Source organism: Tritonibacter scottomollicae (assembly GCF_003003215.1).
GTDB classification, from domain to species: Bacteria; Pseudomonadota; Alphaproteobacteria; order Rhodobacterales; family Rhodobacteraceae; genus Epibacterium; species Epibacterium scottomollicae.
Genome location: NZ_PVUF01000013.1, coordinates 61,496 through 77,431, shown reverse-complemented (window position 1 = coordinate 77,431; position 15,936 = coordinate 61,496). Strand labels below are relative to the sequence as shown.

16 protein-coding genes are annotated in these 15,936 nt (G+C 60.6%); 7 read left to right on the top strand and 9 right to left on the bottom strand.

All coding sequences use genetic code 11. The features are described from left to right. Positions 1–130: 130 nt before the first annotated feature. Complete coding sequence (locus CLV89_RS17325) at positions 131–919, top strand: PRC-barrel domain-containing protein (protein WP_106164931.1); 789 nt, start codon at positions 131–133, stop codon at positions 917–919. 141 nt (positions 920–1,060) lie between these two features. Here the strand turns inward: CLV89_RS17325 and CLV89_RS17320 are convergent, their stop codons facing one another. Then, on the bottom strand, positions 1,061–1,648 hold the full coding sequence (locus CLV89_RS17320) for an exopolysaccharide biosynthesis protein (RefSeq protein ID WP_106164930.1): 588 nt from the start codon (positions 1,646–1,648) through the stop codon (positions 1,061–1,063). A gap of 216 nt (positions 1,649–1,864) precedes the next feature. Between CLV89_RS17320 and CLV89_RS17315 the strand changes: the two genes are divergently transcribed. Both CLV89_RS17315 and CLV89_RS17310 read left to right on the top strand, forming a co-directional pair. Beyond that, positions 1,865–2,353: a hypothetical protein gene (locus CLV89_RS17315; RefSeq protein ID WP_106164929.1), complete on the top strand. Its 489-nt coding sequence runs from the start codon at positions 1,865–1,867 to the stop codon at positions 2,351–2,353. A 12-nt stretch (positions 2,354–2,365) separates the two neighbouring features. Further along, positions 2,366–2,494: an entericidin A/B family lipoprotein gene (locus CLV89_RS17310; RefSeq protein WP_106164928.1), complete on the top strand. Its 129-nt coding sequence runs from the start codon at positions 2,366–2,368 to the stop codon at positions 2,492–2,494. A 58-nt stretch (positions 2,495–2,552) separates the two neighbouring features. On the opposite strand, the gene CLV89_RS17305 is transcribed toward CLV89_RS17310, so the two are convergent. The 6 genes from CLV89_RS17305 to CLV89_RS17280 form a co-directional block, all read right to left on the bottom strand. Further along, complete coding sequence (locus tag CLV89_RS17305; protein ID WP_106164927.1) at positions 2,553–3,581, bottom strand: AbrB family transcriptional regulator; 1,029 nt, start codon at positions 3,579–3,581, stop codon at positions 2,553–2,555. Further along, positions 3,568–4,335, bottom strand: coding sequence for a citryl-CoA lyase (locus tag CLV89_RS17300; RefSeq protein ID WP_106164926.1), 768 nt, complete (start codon positions 4,333–4,335; stop codon positions 3,568–3,570). The genes CLV89_RS17305 and CLV89_RS17300 overlap by 14 nt, the downstream gene beginning before the upstream one ends. Further along, the gene (locus tag CLV89_RS17295) at positions 4,332–5,519 is read right to left on the bottom strand and encodes a CaiB/BaiF CoA transferase family protein (protein WP_106164975.1); all 1,188 of its coding nucleotides are present in this window, start codon (positions 5,517–5,519) and stop codon (positions 4,332–4,334) included. The genes CLV89_RS17300 and CLV89_RS17295 overlap by 4 nt, the downstream gene beginning before the upstream one ends. After that, complete coding sequence (locus CLV89_RS17290; RefSeq protein ID WP_106164925.1) at positions 5,509–7,029, bottom strand: tripartite tricarboxylate transporter permease; 1,521 nt, start codon at positions 7,027–7,029, stop codon at positions 5,509–5,511. The genes CLV89_RS17295 and CLV89_RS17290 overlap by 11 nt, the downstream gene beginning before the upstream one ends. A gap of 12 nt (positions 7,030–7,041) precedes the next feature. Continuing rightward, positions 7,042–7,527 (bottom strand): tripartite tricarboxylate transporter TctB family protein, encoded by a 486-nt coding sequence (locus CLV89_RS17285; RefSeq protein WP_106164924.1) that lies wholly within the window; start codon positions 7,525–7,527, stop codon positions 7,042–7,044. Between the two features lie 87 nt (positions 7,528–7,614). Beyond that, positions 7,615–8,595 carry a tripartite tricarboxylate transporter substrate binding protein gene (locus CLV89_RS17280; RefSeq protein WP_106164923.1) on the bottom strand — a complete coding sequence of 327 codons (981 nt, stop codon included), beginning with the start codon at positions 8,593–8,595 and terminating at the stop codon, positions 7,615–7,617. Between the two features lie 102 nt (positions 8,596–8,697). On the opposite strand from CLV89_RS17280, the gene CLV89_RS17275 reads away from it, so the two are divergent. The 3 genes from CLV89_RS17275 to CLV89_RS17265 are packed head-to-tail and all read left to right on the top strand — an operon-like array spanning position 8,698 to position 11,737. Beyond that, positions 8,698–9,363, top strand: coding sequence for a response regulator transcription factor (locus CLV89_RS17275; RefSeq protein WP_106164922.1), 666 nt, complete (start codon positions 8,698–8,700; stop codon positions 9,361–9,363). Next, a complete protein-coding gene (locus CLV89_RS17270; protein WP_106164921.1) occupies positions 9,360–10,745 on the top strand; it encodes a sensor histidine kinase in 1,386 nt (461 codons plus the stop codon). Before CLV89_RS17275 ends, CLV89_RS17270 begins: the two co-directional genes overlap by 4 nt. Continuing rightward, positions 10,715–11,737, top strand: a complete 1,023-nt coding sequence (locus CLV89_RS17265) for an ABC transporter substrate-binding protein (RefSeq protein WP_106164920.1) — start codon at positions 10,715–10,717, stop codon at positions 11,735–11,737. Before CLV89_RS17270 ends, CLV89_RS17265 begins: the two co-directional genes overlap by 31 nt. 8 nt (positions 11,738–11,745) lie before the next feature. On the opposite strand, the gene CLV89_RS17260 is transcribed toward CLV89_RS17265, so the two are convergent. Together CLV89_RS17260 and CLV89_RS17255 are read right to left on the bottom strand one after the other, a co-directional pair. Next, entirely contained in the window at positions 11,746–14,130 is a 2,385-nt protein-coding gene (locus CLV89_RS17260; RefSeq protein ID WP_106164919.1) for a transketolase, read from the bottom strand. 9 nt (positions 14,131–14,139) lie between these two features. After that, on the bottom strand, positions 14,140–15,342 hold the full coding sequence (locus tag CLV89_RS17255; protein ID WP_106164918.1) for a methionine gamma-lyase: 1,203 nt from the start codon (positions 15,340–15,342) through the stop codon (positions 14,140–14,142). Between the two features lie 115 nt (positions 15,343–15,457). Here CLV89_RS17255 and CLV89_RS17250 point away from each other — a divergent pair, with 115 nt between their 5' ends. Further along, positions 15,458–15,916 carry an Lrp/AsnC family transcriptional regulator gene (locus CLV89_RS17250; RefSeq protein ID WP_106164974.1) on the top strand — a complete coding sequence of 153 codons (459 nt, stop codon included), beginning with the start codon at positions 15,458–15,460 and terminating at the stop codon, positions 15,914–15,916. Positions 15,917–15,936 lie beyond the last annotated feature (20 nt).

The following is a 15,936-nucleotide window of genomic DNA, read 5'->3' as shown; positions in this document are numbered from 1 at the left end:
AAACAGATGTGCGCCAGTTCTCGCCCATGGCGCACAATATGCCGCACGCAAGGGAACCATGCTCGCATCGCCACGTTGTCTGACTGAAGCACGAGCCCGCATATGAAGTCACGAAATAGGAGCTAAAGCCATGAAAAACCTTCTTATATCCACGTCCCTTGTCCTCACGATGGGTTTGCCTGCTGTGGCTACCGAGACCAGCGACATGTTTCGCAGCGAAGCAGGCCCGGCCGAATTCCATGCCTCATCTTTCGTCGGAAAACGTATCTATCAGACCGAAAACGATGCCCTGAAGGATGTCATGGACGGCGTGCAGGATGGCTGGGCTGATATTGGCGAAGTCAACGATGTCATCCTGAGCCGTGACGGCACCGCAGAGGCTATTCTGGTCGACATCGGAGGCTTCCTCGGCATCGGCGAGAACCAGATCGCCGTCGATATGGATGCGCTGCAATTTGTGCGAAACGGTAATTCCGATGGCGGCGCAGACGGCTACTTCCTGGTGTTGAACGCACCGGCGGAAGCGCTGAAAACAGCTCCCGCCTATGAGATGTCTGGCGCGGGCGGCGACACCTCCGGCCTGAGCGGCGAAGACACTAGCCCGACCGAGAGCGTAGAAGCATCCACAACGGCGAACCCGTCCAACACTAGTGCACCAATGAGTGCCGACGCGCTGACCGGGGCCACAACCTTTGACGCCAACGATGAGATGATCGGCGAGATCGCTGACATCGTGATGGACAGTGAGGGTGACATTAACGCGGTCGTCGTCGATGTCGGTGGTTTTCTCGGCATTGGTGCCAAGCCCGTCAAACTGGAGCTTGATGATATGACTGTCGAAACTAAGGAAGGCCGCGTGCGCGTCTATACGATGATGACCAGAGAGCAGATGCAGGCGCTGCCTGAATATCAGGGCTGACCCTGAGAGCATTCACACGCGTAAACTATGAGAATTCCGGCCGGGCCCTGATGGGTTCCGGCCGTTTTATACGCGGACTAGGTGAATTGCCTATCCGATCTGGGCCAGGCGCAAGGGCGAGACCAGTAGAGCGGCCGCCTATCACATGAACTGAGACGCCAGCCCGCCCAAACCAAGCAACAGCAGCATCACGGTTGCCAGTGCAATCAGCCCGTCACCAGTCAGCATAGCGACCGCGAGCAGCGCAACGACCCCTCCCAAGATCGAGGATGTGAATGGCAGGATCTCCAAGAAAGGCATGATCAGGCCGCAAAGCAGGCAGACGAGCTGAATGATCCGCAGAAAAGGCGGTGTCAAAAGCCACTGCAGTCGTTTCTTGAACCGGCGGTCCATCCAAGCAGCCACCTTGCGCAAGGCTCCGGTCGCCTTCTGGGTGTTCTTTGCCGAAAGCGAACGCTTTGACAGGAACGAGGGCAGCCACAGGTGATTGCGCCCCATAAGCATCTGGCCAGAGATCAACGCGATGGTCATCCCGCAGGCCGAGGAAAACAGGGGAATGCCGCTTAGCGGTGACACCAGCGCAAGAGAGGGCGCCACCAGCACCGCCGCGATTGATTTGACCCCCAGCTCATCCATCAATTCGGAGACCGTCAGACAGTCCTTGCCCTCACTCAGCAATTCATCGGTCTTGTCCAATACGTCTTCGACTGGGTGAGCGGTCTGTGTCATAGGGTCCGTTTCTAATAGTAGGTCAGCTTCGAATAAAACGCCTTCGACGCAGCTATGTTCCCGCGCAACATATTCGTTCCATCCATTGGGCGAGAAGCCACCGAAACACTTTCAGCGCTCCTCTCGCAGAAAAAAATCAGGAACATTCTGCGCGGCAGCTCGTTGTCGTGTCAGATCCCACCGGGACAGAGATAAGTGATTTCAAGGAGCTAGAAGATGACACATCTGATCCGCACCACCGCCCTCGTAACGGCTATGGCCACCGCCGCGGGCGCAGCGACGATGGTTCAGGAAATCGACGTAAACGCAGACGTCAGCGCATTGGACAACTCCGAGGCAGTGGCTGTCTGGACCGATCTGGAAGCCGATCTTGAAACGGCGCTGGCCGCAAAGCTGGTGAATCAGATCGCCGAAAAAGAAATGGAAGATGCTGCTGAAATCGACATCGACGTCGATACCGTCGCTCTGGCCTCCAGCTTTGAAACCGAGATGGGGATCGCAAACTCGGTGCTGGAGGGCGTCGTCTCCGTCGACCTGCCCGGCAGCCAGTATGACCAACGCTACACCCTGACCGTGACTGCTGAGCAGGCCAACATCTACTACCCCGAGGGCACTGATGTGACGACGCTGAATGTGGGCAGCGATGTGTTTTATACCGCGATGGTTGACGCCTTCGCGACTCATGTGGCCGAAAAACTGAAATAACGGAGATATACGATGCGAATGATCTATCTTTCCATGGTTGCCGTGATCGGCTTGGCAGCCTGTGAAACCACCGAAGGTCTGGGGCGCGACGTCTCCAACCTCGGCAATGAGATTGAGACGGAAGCGCAAGAGGCGCAATAACCCTTGAAGTCTCACCCCAAACACCCCGGTGCCAATACGCACCGGGGTGTTTTTGTGCCTAGGCGCGTTTCACGCTGCTCAGCATCAATGGCATCAATATCGTCAGGATCATAAGGCGCATGACGTGATGGGCTGCGACAAAGGCCGGGTCGAGGCCAAGCGTCACAGCGATCGCCGCCATTGCCTCCACCCCACCGGGCGCAAATGCGACGATCAGCAAAGCCGGTGACATGCCCATTACCTGCATGCTGACCGCGATCGCCACCAGCGTGATCAGCACATTGGTGCCCGTCACCCAGAGCCCGGCCAGCAGATCCAGCCGCAACTGCGACATCTTCTGCCCGACGAAACGCGACCCGATCAGCGTTCCCATGACCAGAAATGCGACAAAGGTCGCTTCCTCCGGAGGACGGCCCGGCGTCACTGCAAAGATGTGACCCAAAGCGCTGCACAGGATCCCGGCGAGGAGATAGGCCGCTGGTACTTTCAGCCAGCTGAACAGGACCCCGACCCCCAGGGTCACCCCTACCAAAAGCGCCAGTTGCCACAGGCTCAGCACGTGATCCGGCATCAATTCCACCCCGGTCGCGCCAAAGACAGACGCGACGAACACCGGAACACAGAGTGTCAGGAACAGCACGCGGATGCTTTGAACGATGGCGATACGCGAGGTCTGCCCATTATCGCTCAGCGACAACGCCAGCACATAGCTCAGATGTCCCGGCGCCGCAGCCAATATCGCATCCCGCGGGCTGAACCCCATCCAACGCCGCAATCCGAACCGGCAGATTTGCATAGAGACAAACAGGCTCACAGCGAGGATGGCGATGGTCACCGGCCAAGCCAGCGCGGTGGCCAGCATTTCACGGGTCACGCTGCTGCCGATGTTTATGCCCAGCAGCACAAAGGCGGTGGTCCGAAGCCAGACCGGCATAAAAATCGGCAACCCAAAGAGTGCGGCTATGGAGACAGCGGCCGCTGATCCGGTCAATGGGGCGGATGGGAAGCCGATGATTTCAAATATCAGGGTGCCCAGCATCGCCACAACAAGCGCGGCGGCCAGGCCAAATGCGTCACGAGCCGTCATATGTCCATCTGTATTTCAGTGGCGTTGGTCCCTTGTTCCGCCCGCCTTGTTGTTGTTGCTCCCAGGCATGGGAGAGAATGCCCACCGACCGGGACAGGCAGAACAGCCCTCGCGCCAAGGGCGGAGCAAAGCCCAGTTCTGCATAGATCACGGCGGTGGCGCCGTCGATATTCATCGGCAGGGCAATGCCTTTTTCAGCCGATATCTGCGCCTCGATCGCTTGTCCGATGTGCTGAAAACGGCCCGAAACGGCACCTGCTTCCGCCGCCTCGGCAACCAATGCCATCAGGCGCGGCGCACGCGGATCGGTGGGTTTGTGGAACCGGTGACCAAAACCGGGGATAATCTTGCCATGTTCCGCACGCCAGTCGTCCAGCGCGGTGGCCAGATCCCCCGCGTGGGCGTCGACGTGGTGATACAACTCCACCGCCTGCTCTCCCGCCCCGCCATGCACATCGCCCAGCATATTGACCGCCGTGGCCATCGCATTGTTCAAGGGCAAGCCGCATGTCACCGCCATACGCGCCGCCGCGATCGACGGGGCCTGTGGGCCGTGATCCACAGCCGAGACCAAGGCTGCCTCGAACAGATGCGCCTGCGCGGGTGTCGGCCGGTCGCCCCGTACCATCAGCCAGATCATCTCGGCAAAGCTGACGTTGCCGATCAGATCCTGCACGGGAGTTCCGCGCAGGTCTATACGGCCCGGCTCCATGTCGATGATGGACGTGCGCCACCAGTCACTCACATCGCTCATATCACGCGCTCCCGCCTCAGGGTTTCGATCTCATCCGCGCTCACGCCGATGTCCTGCCAGATGCTGTCATTATCTGCGCCCAAGGCAGGGGGCGCTTGATCCGGAACCGGTCGATGGGTGCCAAACCGCACCGGCGCGCCTGCCAGCGCCAGCGGCGCATCTTCGGCCTCGACCTCCGCGATGAGACCGCGATCTTTGATCTGCGGCTCCTCCAGTATCTGCGGCACCGTCAGCACCGGCCCCGATGGCACGCCAAGCGCATTCAGTTCCGCCACCCACTCCGCAGCGGGCCGGGTCCGAAGGACGCTTTCCAGCTCTGCCCGCAGCATGTGACGGTTGCGCTTTCGATCCTCTCGGGTGGCATAGTCCGCATGCGCCAGCAAATCGTCGCGCCCCAGATGCTGCGCCATGGAGTGCCACTGCTCATCCCGGTTTGCGGCCACATTGATCGGCCCATCCGCGCAGGCAAAGGTGCCCGAGGGCGCAGATGTTGTGTTCTCATTACCATGCGCACCCGGGGTCTGCCCCGCGATCAGGTGGTTGGAGACCACCCATCCCATGGTGGAAATCACCGCCTCGGTCATGGAAATATCCAGAAACGCGCCGCGCTCCGGATCATTCAGTGCCGCCGAGATTGCAAAGGCTGCGGTCATGCCACCCACGGTATCTGCCAGCGGGTAGCCCACACGCAACGGCGCGCTATCGCCATCGCCGGTGATCGACATCACGCCGCTGATACCCTGCACGATCTGGTCATAGGCGGGGTTGTCCTTCCACGGGCCGTCCTGTCCAAAGCCGCTGATGGCGCAGTAGATGAGGTTGGGGTTTTCCGCCTTCAGCACCTCATACCCGAGGCCAAGGCGGTCCATCACGCCGGGGCGGAAGTTCTCAACCAAAACATCAGATGTGCGAACAAGGCGCTTTAGCAGCGCCTTGCCCTGTTCGTGTTTCATGTCGAGGGTGACAGATTTCTTCTGCGCGTTCTGCGCCAGAAAGCTCACCCCCATCAGGGACTTATTCCGCTCCGGATCCGCCCCGAGTTGTCGGGCCAAATCCCCGGTTCCCGGGCGCTCGACCTTGATGACCTCCGCCCCCAGCAGGGCCAGCTGATAACAGCAATACGGCCCCGCGAGCACATTGGTCAGGTCGAGGACCCGGACCCCGGAGAGCGGTTTAATCCCCATCGGCCACCCCGGCAGCACGGGCACGGGCGCGGCGGGCACGGTAGCTTGGCACGATCACCAACAGTGCAGCCAGTACCAGCAGGCCCAGCGTCATCGGACGGTCAAGGATGAAGGAAATCCCGTCATACAGTTGCATCGAACGGGCGAAGTTATCCTCCAGCATCCGCCCCAAAATGAAGCCGATGAGCAGCGGTGCCAGCGGATAGTCCGCAAAGCGCAGCACCGTCGCACAGATGCCAAAGCCCACGAGGATCAACAGCTCTGTCGCGTTGTTCTGCCCGATATAGGACCCCATCAGGGTGAAGAACAAAATGAACGGGATCAGGTAGTTGCGCGGTATCGACAGAACCTTCGCGATATAGGGAATAAGCGGCAGGTTCAGCACCAGCAGCACAAGATTGCCGATATACATAGAGATGATAACCGCCCAGAAGATATGCGGGCTGTCGATCATCAGGCGCGGTCCCGGTGTGACGTTGAGCGCGATCAATGCACCCAGCAGGATCGCCGTGGTGCCGGACCCCGGAATACCCAGCGTCAAGAGTGGCACAAACGACCCGGTACAGGCGGCGTTATTGGCGGTCTCGGGTGCGGCAAGTCCCTTGATAGAGCCTTTGCCGAACTCTTTTTGCTCTTCTTCCGTGGCGATGTTGCGCTCCACCGCATAACCAAGGAACGATGCAATGGTTGCGCCCGCTCCCGGCAGCACACCGATAAAGAACCCCTGAATGGACTGACGTCCGATCACCGGCGCAATCTTGCGCGCCTCTTGTCCGGTGATGCGCAGGCCGGTGATCTTGCCACCGTTCTCACCACCCTGAGCCGAACGGCCCGGGTTCATCACCAGAAAGATTGCTTCGGGCAGGGCAAACATCGCCATCGCCAGCGTAATGAAGCTGAGGCCGGATTGCAGATCCATCAGACCCATCGTGAAACGCGGCATGTTGAACAATGCGCCCTCACCTACCGTGGCCATCATCAGGCCCAGAAGCGTCATCATCAACGCCTTGGCCACATTGCCAGTGCCCGCAAAGGCCGCGATCGCCGACAGCCCCACGACCATCAGCGCGAAATACTCGGCCGAGTGGAACAGCAATGCCACCGTCGACAACATCGGCGCAAAGACCATCAAGAGGATCGCACCGACAGTGCCCCCCATGAAGGACGAGATCGCCGCGATGGTCAGCGCCTTGCCGGCCATGCCGGCGCGCGCCATCGGGTAGCCGTCGAAACTGGAGGCCACGGTGCCCGCGACCCCCGGCGCGTTGAGCAAGATCGATGAGGTCGATCCCCCGAAGATCGCACCGTAGTACACCCCAGCCAACAGGATCAGCGCGGCAGAGGGGTCACCCAGCGTAATCGCGACCGGGATCATGATCGCGATGATGGACATGGGGCCAAGCCCCGGCAGCATCCCGATGAACGTCCCGATCAGACAACCGCCGATCACCATCAGGATATTTGTAACTGAGAAGGCCGTAGAGAGGCCGATCATCAAACCTTCGAGCATCTGAGCCTCCGATTATCCGAGAAAGAACGGCAAGGGCCGCAAGAAGATGCCGAGCACGCCCTCAACAAGATACCAGACAATGCCGGTAGCGAGGGCGGCGACGGGGATCAGGATCCACAGCTTGCGCTCGCCGAGGATCATCGCACCGACGGTCAGGAACCCTGCAGTCGACAGCAGGAACCCCGCCGGACGCAGCAGCAGCGCATAGGCCACCATCAACCCCAGCAGCAATGCAGCCTGGCCGATATTGTAATCCCCGAGGCGCCGATAATCGATGTCGGGTGTTTTCGCCTCGCTACTGGGTTTTTCAAGGCCCAAGAGGATAACCAGAGACGTCAGGATCGACAGAACTGCCAGAACCTTCGGGAATGTGCTCGGCCAGATCGGGTTTCGCTGCATAAACGGCGGCAAAAGCTGATCCATGGTGAAAAAAGCCGCATAGCCATAGGCCAGGGCGATGCCGAGAATGATCAACGCGATCCAACGGTCGAGCGCCATGATCTCCTCCTGTGTTGAGTGGGGGGGGTATGGGAAAGGGTCCGGCACCTGACTGTGGTGCCGGACCGGATCGTGTGTGTCGCGCGCTTAGAGGAAGCCCAGCTGCTTCATCAGATCGCCGATGGTCTTTTCCTGACCTTCAAGGAAGCTGCGGAAGTCATCACCGGAATTGTGGATGTTGACCCAGCCATTTCGAGCGCGAACATCTTCCCACGCATCGGTGTCATACATCTTGGCCAGCGCGTCCTGATAGGCGGCCACTTTATCCTCTGACAGACCCGGTGCGCCGAAGAAGCCGCGCCAGTTCACAAAGGTGGTGTCGAGGCCTTGCTCGCTCATGGTCGGCGCGGTGTCATAGGCGGGCACGCGTTCGTCTGCGGTCACACCGAGGATCTTGACTTCGCCCGCGTCGGCCAAAGCGATGGCTTCGGAGAAACCAGTGGACAGCGCCTTGATCTCGCCAGACAGCAGCGCAGCCATTGCCTTTCCGCCCGCGTCATAAGGGATGTATTTCAGCGCAGTCGGATCTTCGCCCGCCGATTGCATCACCATGGCCGCTACCAAGTGGTCCATGCCGCCTGGAACGGAGCCACCACCCACAGCCGTGCCGCGCGGATCTTCGCGGTAGGCTTCAAGGAACTCTTCCATATTGTTGATCGGGCTGTCCTTGGCCACAACCATCGCCGCATAGTCCCCGATCGTGCCGGCAACCAGGGTCAGATCACGGAAGTTGTGCGGGAACACACCCGTCAGCGAGCGGATCACGATGGGTGTGGAATTCACCATCAGCGTGTCATCCAGGCTCTCGGCGTTCTCGATCATATAGCCGATCGCCTTGCCGCCGCCGCCGCCAGACATGTTTTCATAAGATGCGGTGCCGACAAGGCCGCCTTTGGTCAGGGCCTCACCAGTGCCGCGCGCGGTGCCATCCCAACCGCCACCGGCGCCGCCGGGGATCAGGAAATGGACTTTGTCGAGAACTTGCTCGGCACTCGCCGGAGTCCCGAATGTCAGGGCTGCCGCAGCAGCAGCCATCAGGGCGCGACGGCCCAGCGCAAAAGATGTCATAATGTTCCTCCCATTTGACAAACACGCAATAGCGCGCTCATGAAGAATGGTATCCCGGCCCAAGCTGACACAAACCTGACACGGAGCAGATGTTTCACCCCCATGCGGTACTTACTCGTTGAAGATAACGATCAGCTTGCAAACGCGGTGCTGGATCGACTGACGCTTGACGGTCATGTTGTGGATCGGGCAGCGGACCTTGGTACGGCCGATGATTTCATCGCAACAACCGAGTACGACTTGATTCTTCTCGACATCATGCTGCCCGATGGGGATGGGCGACAATTCCTGCAATCCCATCGCGCCGCCCAGCGCGACACGCCGGTGATCGTTCTGACGGCACGCTCGGAGGTCTCTGACCGGGTCAGCGTTCTGGACCTGGGCGCCGATGACTATATCGTCAAACCCTTCGATTTTTCCGAGTTGGAGGCCCGCTGTCGGGCCGTTCTCCGGCGACGCAGCGGCGGGGCAAGCAACATTCAGAGTTTTGGAGATGTGGTTTTTGATCCGCTGGCCTGCACGCTGACCGTTGATGGTCAAAAAATCCGACTTCGCAATCGTGAGTTGCGCCTGTTCGAGATCTTCATCGGTGCACCGGATCAGGTCTTTTCAAAGTCAAAACTGGTGGACCGGCTGTTTTCCTACGATGTAGACGCCTCTGAAAACGCGATTGAAGTCTACGTAGGGCGCCTGCGCAAACACCTTGAGGGCGCACAGACGCAAATCGTCACCGTGCGGGGGCTCGGCTATCGGTTGAGCACATCATGAACACGCGAATCCTGCTGCGCGGCTCCATTCGACGACGCCTGATTATCCAGTTGCTGACCGGCGCGGCGCTGCTGGCGAGCCTGATGTTTCTGGTCGTGCAGAACTACGCCCGCGACCTCGCCGGGCAAAGTCAGGACGAGATCCTCTCCGCCTCGATGACGGCCATTCTTGATTCTGCATCGGTGCGCAATGGCGATCTGACCGTGGACATTCCCTATTTCGCCTTCTCGATGCTCGGCAATATCAGCGAAGATCGCGTATTTTATGCCATCACCCGCAATGGCGCCTTCCTCACCGGTTATCCTGACCTGCCCAAACCCGTTGCAAGCAGCGGTATCGCGCCGCGGTTCCAGACCGCGCGCTATGATGGCGAGGAAATCCGCATGGCCACCGCCACCCGGCGCCTGTCGGTCAGCGGCACGCCGGATTTCGTCGAAGTGACGGTCGCGCAAACACGCTACGGGTTGCGTCAGCAACTGGCCGGCATTTCACAGACGGTGGCCGGGTTTGGCATCGGCTTTTTTGTGATTGCAGCGGTATTTGGCATTCTTGCAGCACAATCCGCGATCCAACCTCTGCGCCAGCTGGCAGGCTCTGTTTCGCGAAGGGGGCTTTCCGACCTGCGGCCCGTCTCAGCGCCGGTTCCGGCGGAAATGGAATCCCTAGTAGGCGCGCTCAATGGCTTCATGAGCCGTCTCAAAACATCGCTTTCGCGCTCTGAAGATCTTATCGCTGAGGCGGCGCATCGGGTGCGCACGCCGCTGACCACCGTGCGCACTCAGGCCGAGATCACCCTGCGTCGCGTCGACAAGCCGGAGAATCGCCAGGCCGTGCGCGAGATGATCCGCGCCATCGACGAAAGCAGCCGCGCCGCCGGGCAGCTGCTGGATCACGCCATGGTGTCCTTTCGATCTGACCACCTGGAGCTTGAAGATATTGAACTCACCCGATTGGCGCAGGATGCCGTGTCCCGGCTGCGCCCGATGGCGGAGCTGCGCGACATAGATCTGGAAATCCATGTGCCGAACACCGCAATGACGGTGAAAGGTGACCCCATCCTGATGCAGAGCGCCCTGTTGAACCTGCTCGACAACGCCATCAAATACTCTCCGCCAGACAGCTGTGTACACGTTGTTGTGCGTCTCAAAACAGACGAAGGCGAAATTACGGTCCGCGACGAGGGCGCAGGTTTTCCCAAGGCCGACATGGGCCGCCTCACGCGGCGCTTTGTGCGCGGCGGCAATACGGACGCAGTGGTCGGATCGGGTCTCGGTCTGACCATCGCAAACGAGGTCGCCCGCGCCCATGGCGGACGCCTTTTCCTGACCAACCACAGCGATAAAGGTGGCGCATGCGCAAGCTTGTCTTTTCCATTGGCCTGATCTTTCTCGCACTCGTGCCCCCGGCCCGTGCATTTGAAGTCGAGAACCACATTAGTGTCGGCCCTGCCGATGCCCGCCGCGTGCTGCGTGTCATTTCTACGGGTGATGCCGAGTTTTTTGAGCCGACCCTGCGGGACTTCCTGCACGACCTTCCCGACGTTCGGATTGAATACACCGTGGCCAGTTCCGGCGAGATGATGAAAGCGCTCGACGAGGAAGGCGTCGACATGGATCTGGCGATCTCCATCGCCACAGACCTTCAGACCAAGTTGGTGAACGACGGCGAGGCGCAGCGTTACAGCTCTCCGACCACGGAGCGGTTGCCCGCGTGGGCACGCTGGCGCGAACACCTCTTTGCCTTCACGCAGGAACCTGCGGCGGTGGTGCTGTCACGCAAAGCACTGGCTGGTTTGCCACTGCCTGAAAACCGTCAGGACCTGATCGCATTGATCCGCGACAATCCCGAGAGATTTCAAAACAAGGTCGGCACCTATGACATCCGCACCTCTGGCCTTGGCTATCTCTATGCCACGCAGGATGCGCGGACCTCGGAAACCTATTGGCGCCTGAGCGAGGTGATGGGATCGGTCGGCGTACGCCTCTACTGTTGCTCCAGCCAGATGATCGACGATGTCGCCTCGGGCGAATTGGCGATGGTTTACAACGTCTTGGGCAGCTATGCGCGCGAGAAGAGCAACACCGATGATGTGATTGTGCTGCTGCCGCAGGACTACACCGTCGTCGCCTTGCGCACGGCCTTCATTCCGCGCGACAGCAAATCGCCCGAGTTGGCGGGACTGATGATTGACCACCTGATTTCACGCGGATGGCAGGCGGCGCCCGGTGCGTTTTCAGTCCTGGAAACAGACTCCTGGAGTGACGACACCCAGGCCCTGCGTCGTATCCGCATGGGGCCTGGGCTTTTGGTCTATCTGGACGCGTTCAAGAAAATCGCATTCCTGCGCGAATGGAGCAGCGCCGTCTTGCAGTAGGCCGCACCTCAGCCCGCCTGACCACCGGGAATGCGGCGCGCGCCCACCGTCAGCTCACCCACCGAGCGCGCCAGACTGTGGCGGTCGAGGCCAAAGTGGCGGTAGAGATCGCCGATGGTACCCGTCTGGCCGAAGTGTTCGACGCCATGCGACACCACCCGATGCCCGGCAACCGATCCCAGCCACGACAATGTCGCGGGATGGCCATCAATCGCGGTGATCAGCGTGCAATGGCCCGGGAGGTCCCCGAGTAGATGCTCCACATGCGACACGGCCATTGAGTTGCCGCGCGCCCGTTCACGCTGCGCCGCCGTCCAGCCCGCATTGAGGCGATCCGCCGATGTGACCGCAAGCACTGCAACATCACGGCGATGCTCGCCGACCAGACCCGCCGCTGCGATCGCCTCATCCGCGACCGCGCCCTGATAGGCGATCACCACCGAGCAATTCGGTCCCGGCTTGCGCAACCAATAGGCCCCATCAATCGCCCCTTGGCGGAAAGCATCATCGACGCGCTGCCCCGGCTGCTCCAGGGGTTTGGTGGTCAGCCGCAGATAGACCGACCCGCCGGTCTCATCCCGCAGCCAAGTGCGTTCGTCCGGGTCGCCGTCGCCATCGCGCTGCATGTAGTCAAAGGCCCATTCCATGATCACCGCAAGCTCATCGGCAAACGCAGGCTCAAAACTCGCCAACCCGTCCTGCGCCATCCCGGTCAGCGGCGTGCCGACAGATTGGTGCGCGCCGCCTTCCGGCGCCAGCGTCACACCCGAGGGCGTGCCAACGATCATGAACCGCGCATCCTGATAGCAGGCGTAGTTCAGCGCGTCCAAACCCCGGTGAACGAAGGGATCATAGACTGTCCCGATCGGGATCACCCGCTTGCCCCAGAGGCTATGCGACAGGCCCGCCGCGCCCAGAAGCAGGAACAGGTTCATCTCGGCGATGCCAAGTTCGACATGCTGGCCTTGCGGGTCAAAGTTCCACTTGGCGGTCGAGGGAATACGATGCTCGATAAACGCATCCTTCTGCGCCTTGCGGGCAAAGAGCTTGCGCCTGTTCACCCATGGCCCCAGCCCCGTGGTGCCGGTCACATCCGGCGATGTGGTCATGATCCGCGCCGCCAGATCGCTGTCGCCGCGCGCCAGATCGTCGAGGATCTTGCCAAAAGCCATCTGCGTTGAAATCTCGCGGCTGCTGTCCACAGCCACCGCAGGCACCGAAAGCCGCGCGTCCGAGTAGCGCCGCGCCCCCTTGGCAAAAAACGGCACCTGATCGAGGTAGGCCTGCAAGCCCTTTGTGTCAGAAACGGTTGCCATGGGCTCCCACTCCTGCCCCTCGGCGACGCCCATATGGGCCTGCCACTCCGCCATTTGCGCCTTGGTCATCAGGCCGCCGTGGTTGTCCTTGTGGCCCGCAATCGGCGTGCCCCAGCCCTTGATCGTATACGCAAGGAAACAGATCGGGCGGTCGTGGTCGATGGCGGCGAATGTGTCCGCCATGGTCTCCACGCAATTGCCGCCGAGGTTCTCCATCAACGCCGCCAGTTCCGCATCGCTGCGCTTGTCGATCAGCGCCGAGACCGCGCCCTGATCGCCCAGATCCTCCATCAGCCGTTTGCGCCAATTGGCCCCGCCCATATAGGTCAGCGCAGAGTATTCCACGTTTGGGCAGTCATCGATCCAGTCGCGCAGGGCCGCGCCGCCGGGTTCTTCAAATGCGGCCCGTTGCAGCGCGCCGTATTTGACGCGCACCACATCCCAGCCGAAGGCCTCAAAGATCTTCTCGACCCGGCCAAACAGACCTTCGCGCACGATGCCATCAAGGCTCTGACGGTTGTAATCGATGATCCACCAGGTGTTGCGCAGGTCGTTCTTCCAACCCTCCTGCAACACCTCGTAGATGTTGCCCTCGTCCAGCTCGGCATCGCCCACCAGCGCCACCATGCGGCCCAGAGGCACATCCGCCCCCCAGTCCTTGGCCGTGATAAAATCCTGCACCATGGACGCCAGCGCGGTGATCCCCACGCCAAGGCCTACAGAGCCGGTGGAGAAATCCACATCGTCGATGTCCTTGGTCCGGCTCGGGTAGCTCTGCACACCGCCAAAGCCGCGGAAATTCTCCATCTTCTCGCGGGTCTGGTGACCCATCAGGTATTGCATGGCGTGGAAGATGGGCGAGGCATGCGGTTTTACAGCCACCCGGTCCTCGGGTCTGAGGGCCGAGAAATAGAGCGCGGTCATGATCGACACCATCGACGCCGAGGACGCCTGATGGCCGCCGATCTTGATGCCGTCTTCCTTGGCGCGCAGGTGGTTGGCGTTGTGGATCATCCAGTGGGACAGCCACAACAGCCGCTGCTCCACCGTTTGCAGGTGCTGGATCTGGTCGGACATCTCGCCCCCTTACTCTGCCGCTTGCCGCATCTCGGGCGACAGCGCCTGATGAAGGTCGTCGAGGATATCCGCGACCTCTTCCAGCCCCACTGACAAGCGTACCAAACCGTCGCTGATGCCATGCTCGGCGCGTTCTTCGGGCGTATAGGTGGAGTGCGTCATCGAGGCCGGATGCTGGATCAGCGTCTCTGCATCGCCCAGCGACACCGCGCGCTGGATCATCTCCAGCCGGTTCATCAGGCTGATGCCCGCTTCCATGCCACCCTCAAGTTCAAAGGCGATCATGCCACCCGGTTTTGCCATCTGATCCTTGGCGATCGCGTGCTGCTCAAAGCTCTTGAGACCGGGGAAATGCACCTTGGCCACTCCTGGCTGCGCTTCCAGCCATTCTGCGACAGTTTGGGCAGAGGCACAGTGACGGTCCATCCGCAGCGCCAGCGTTTTCATGCCGCGCATGACCAGCATCGCGTTGAACGGCGCCATCACCGCGCCGGTCATGTCCTTCATGCCGACCAGGCGGATTTCGGCGATCTGCTCGGCGCGGCCTGCGACCAGACCCGCAACCACATCGCCATGCCCGCCGAGGTATTTGGTCGCCGAATGCAGCACCAGATCCGCACCCAGCTCGATCGGGCGGGTCAGATAAGGCGTGGCATAGGTGTTGTCGACCACCACCTGCGCATCGACGCTATGGGCAATCTCGGCAGCCTGTTTGATGTCCACCAGCCGCATATTGGGGTTGGCGGGCGTCTCAAAATAGACCACGCGGGTCTTGTCGCTGACGGCGGCGCGCAGGGCGTCCGCATCGGTCATGTCCACATGGGTGATGGTGACACCCCATTTCGACAGACCATGGCGCATATAGGCAAAGGTGCAGCCATAGAGCGTCTTGTCGACGATGACCTCGTCACCGGGGCTCAAGAGCGTCCAGAGGATCGCCGTCACAGCTCCCATGCCACTTGCCAGCGCCAGGCCGGCCTCTGCCCCTTCCAGCGTTGCGATGCGCTTTTCCAGCAGGGCGCAGGTTGGGTTTGAGATGCGGCTGTAGACATGCCCTTCACGTTCGCCCGCGAACATCTCGCCCCCGGCTTCAGCGTTTTCAAACACGAAGGTCGAGGTGAGATGCATCGGCGGCGTCAGCGCGCCCTCGTTTTGCATCGGGTCATACGCGTGGTGAATGGCGCGGGTGGCAAAGCCTTTGGTGTCGGACATGTGGGGGTCTCCTTCCTCATTTGTCCGCCATGGTGCGCCCCCGCGTGAGGCGTTAGATTGCAAAACATACCAACATCACCGATCATGTTAGCAGATTCTGCCAATGGACAGCAAAATGGACTCAAAAGATCGCCAGATTATCCGCGTGCTTCAAGCCAATGGTCGGATGACCAATCAGGACCTTGCTGAGGCGGTGAGCCTTTCGCCCTCGCCCTGCCTGCGCCGGGTCAGGAACCTTGAGGCCGCCGGTGTCATCCGGGGGTATAGCGCCGATGTGGACGCGCGGGCCTATGGGCTGCCGATCACGGTGTTTGTCCGCGTCAAGCTGGAACGCCACAATGAGGAGGACGTGAAGAATTTTGAGCGCCGCGTCCATATGATCGACGAGGTGCTGGAGTGTCACATCCTGACAGGGGCCACGGATTACCAACTGCGGGTGGTGGTGGCAGATCTGGACGCCTACGAGGATTTCATCCGCAACCGCATCCACCCCATCGGGGGCATTGCCTCGATTGACACCAGCTTTGTCTACAGCACGGTCAAGAACACCTCGGTCTTTCCAAGGCTGGGATAAAAACGGCCCCGGAGTATCCC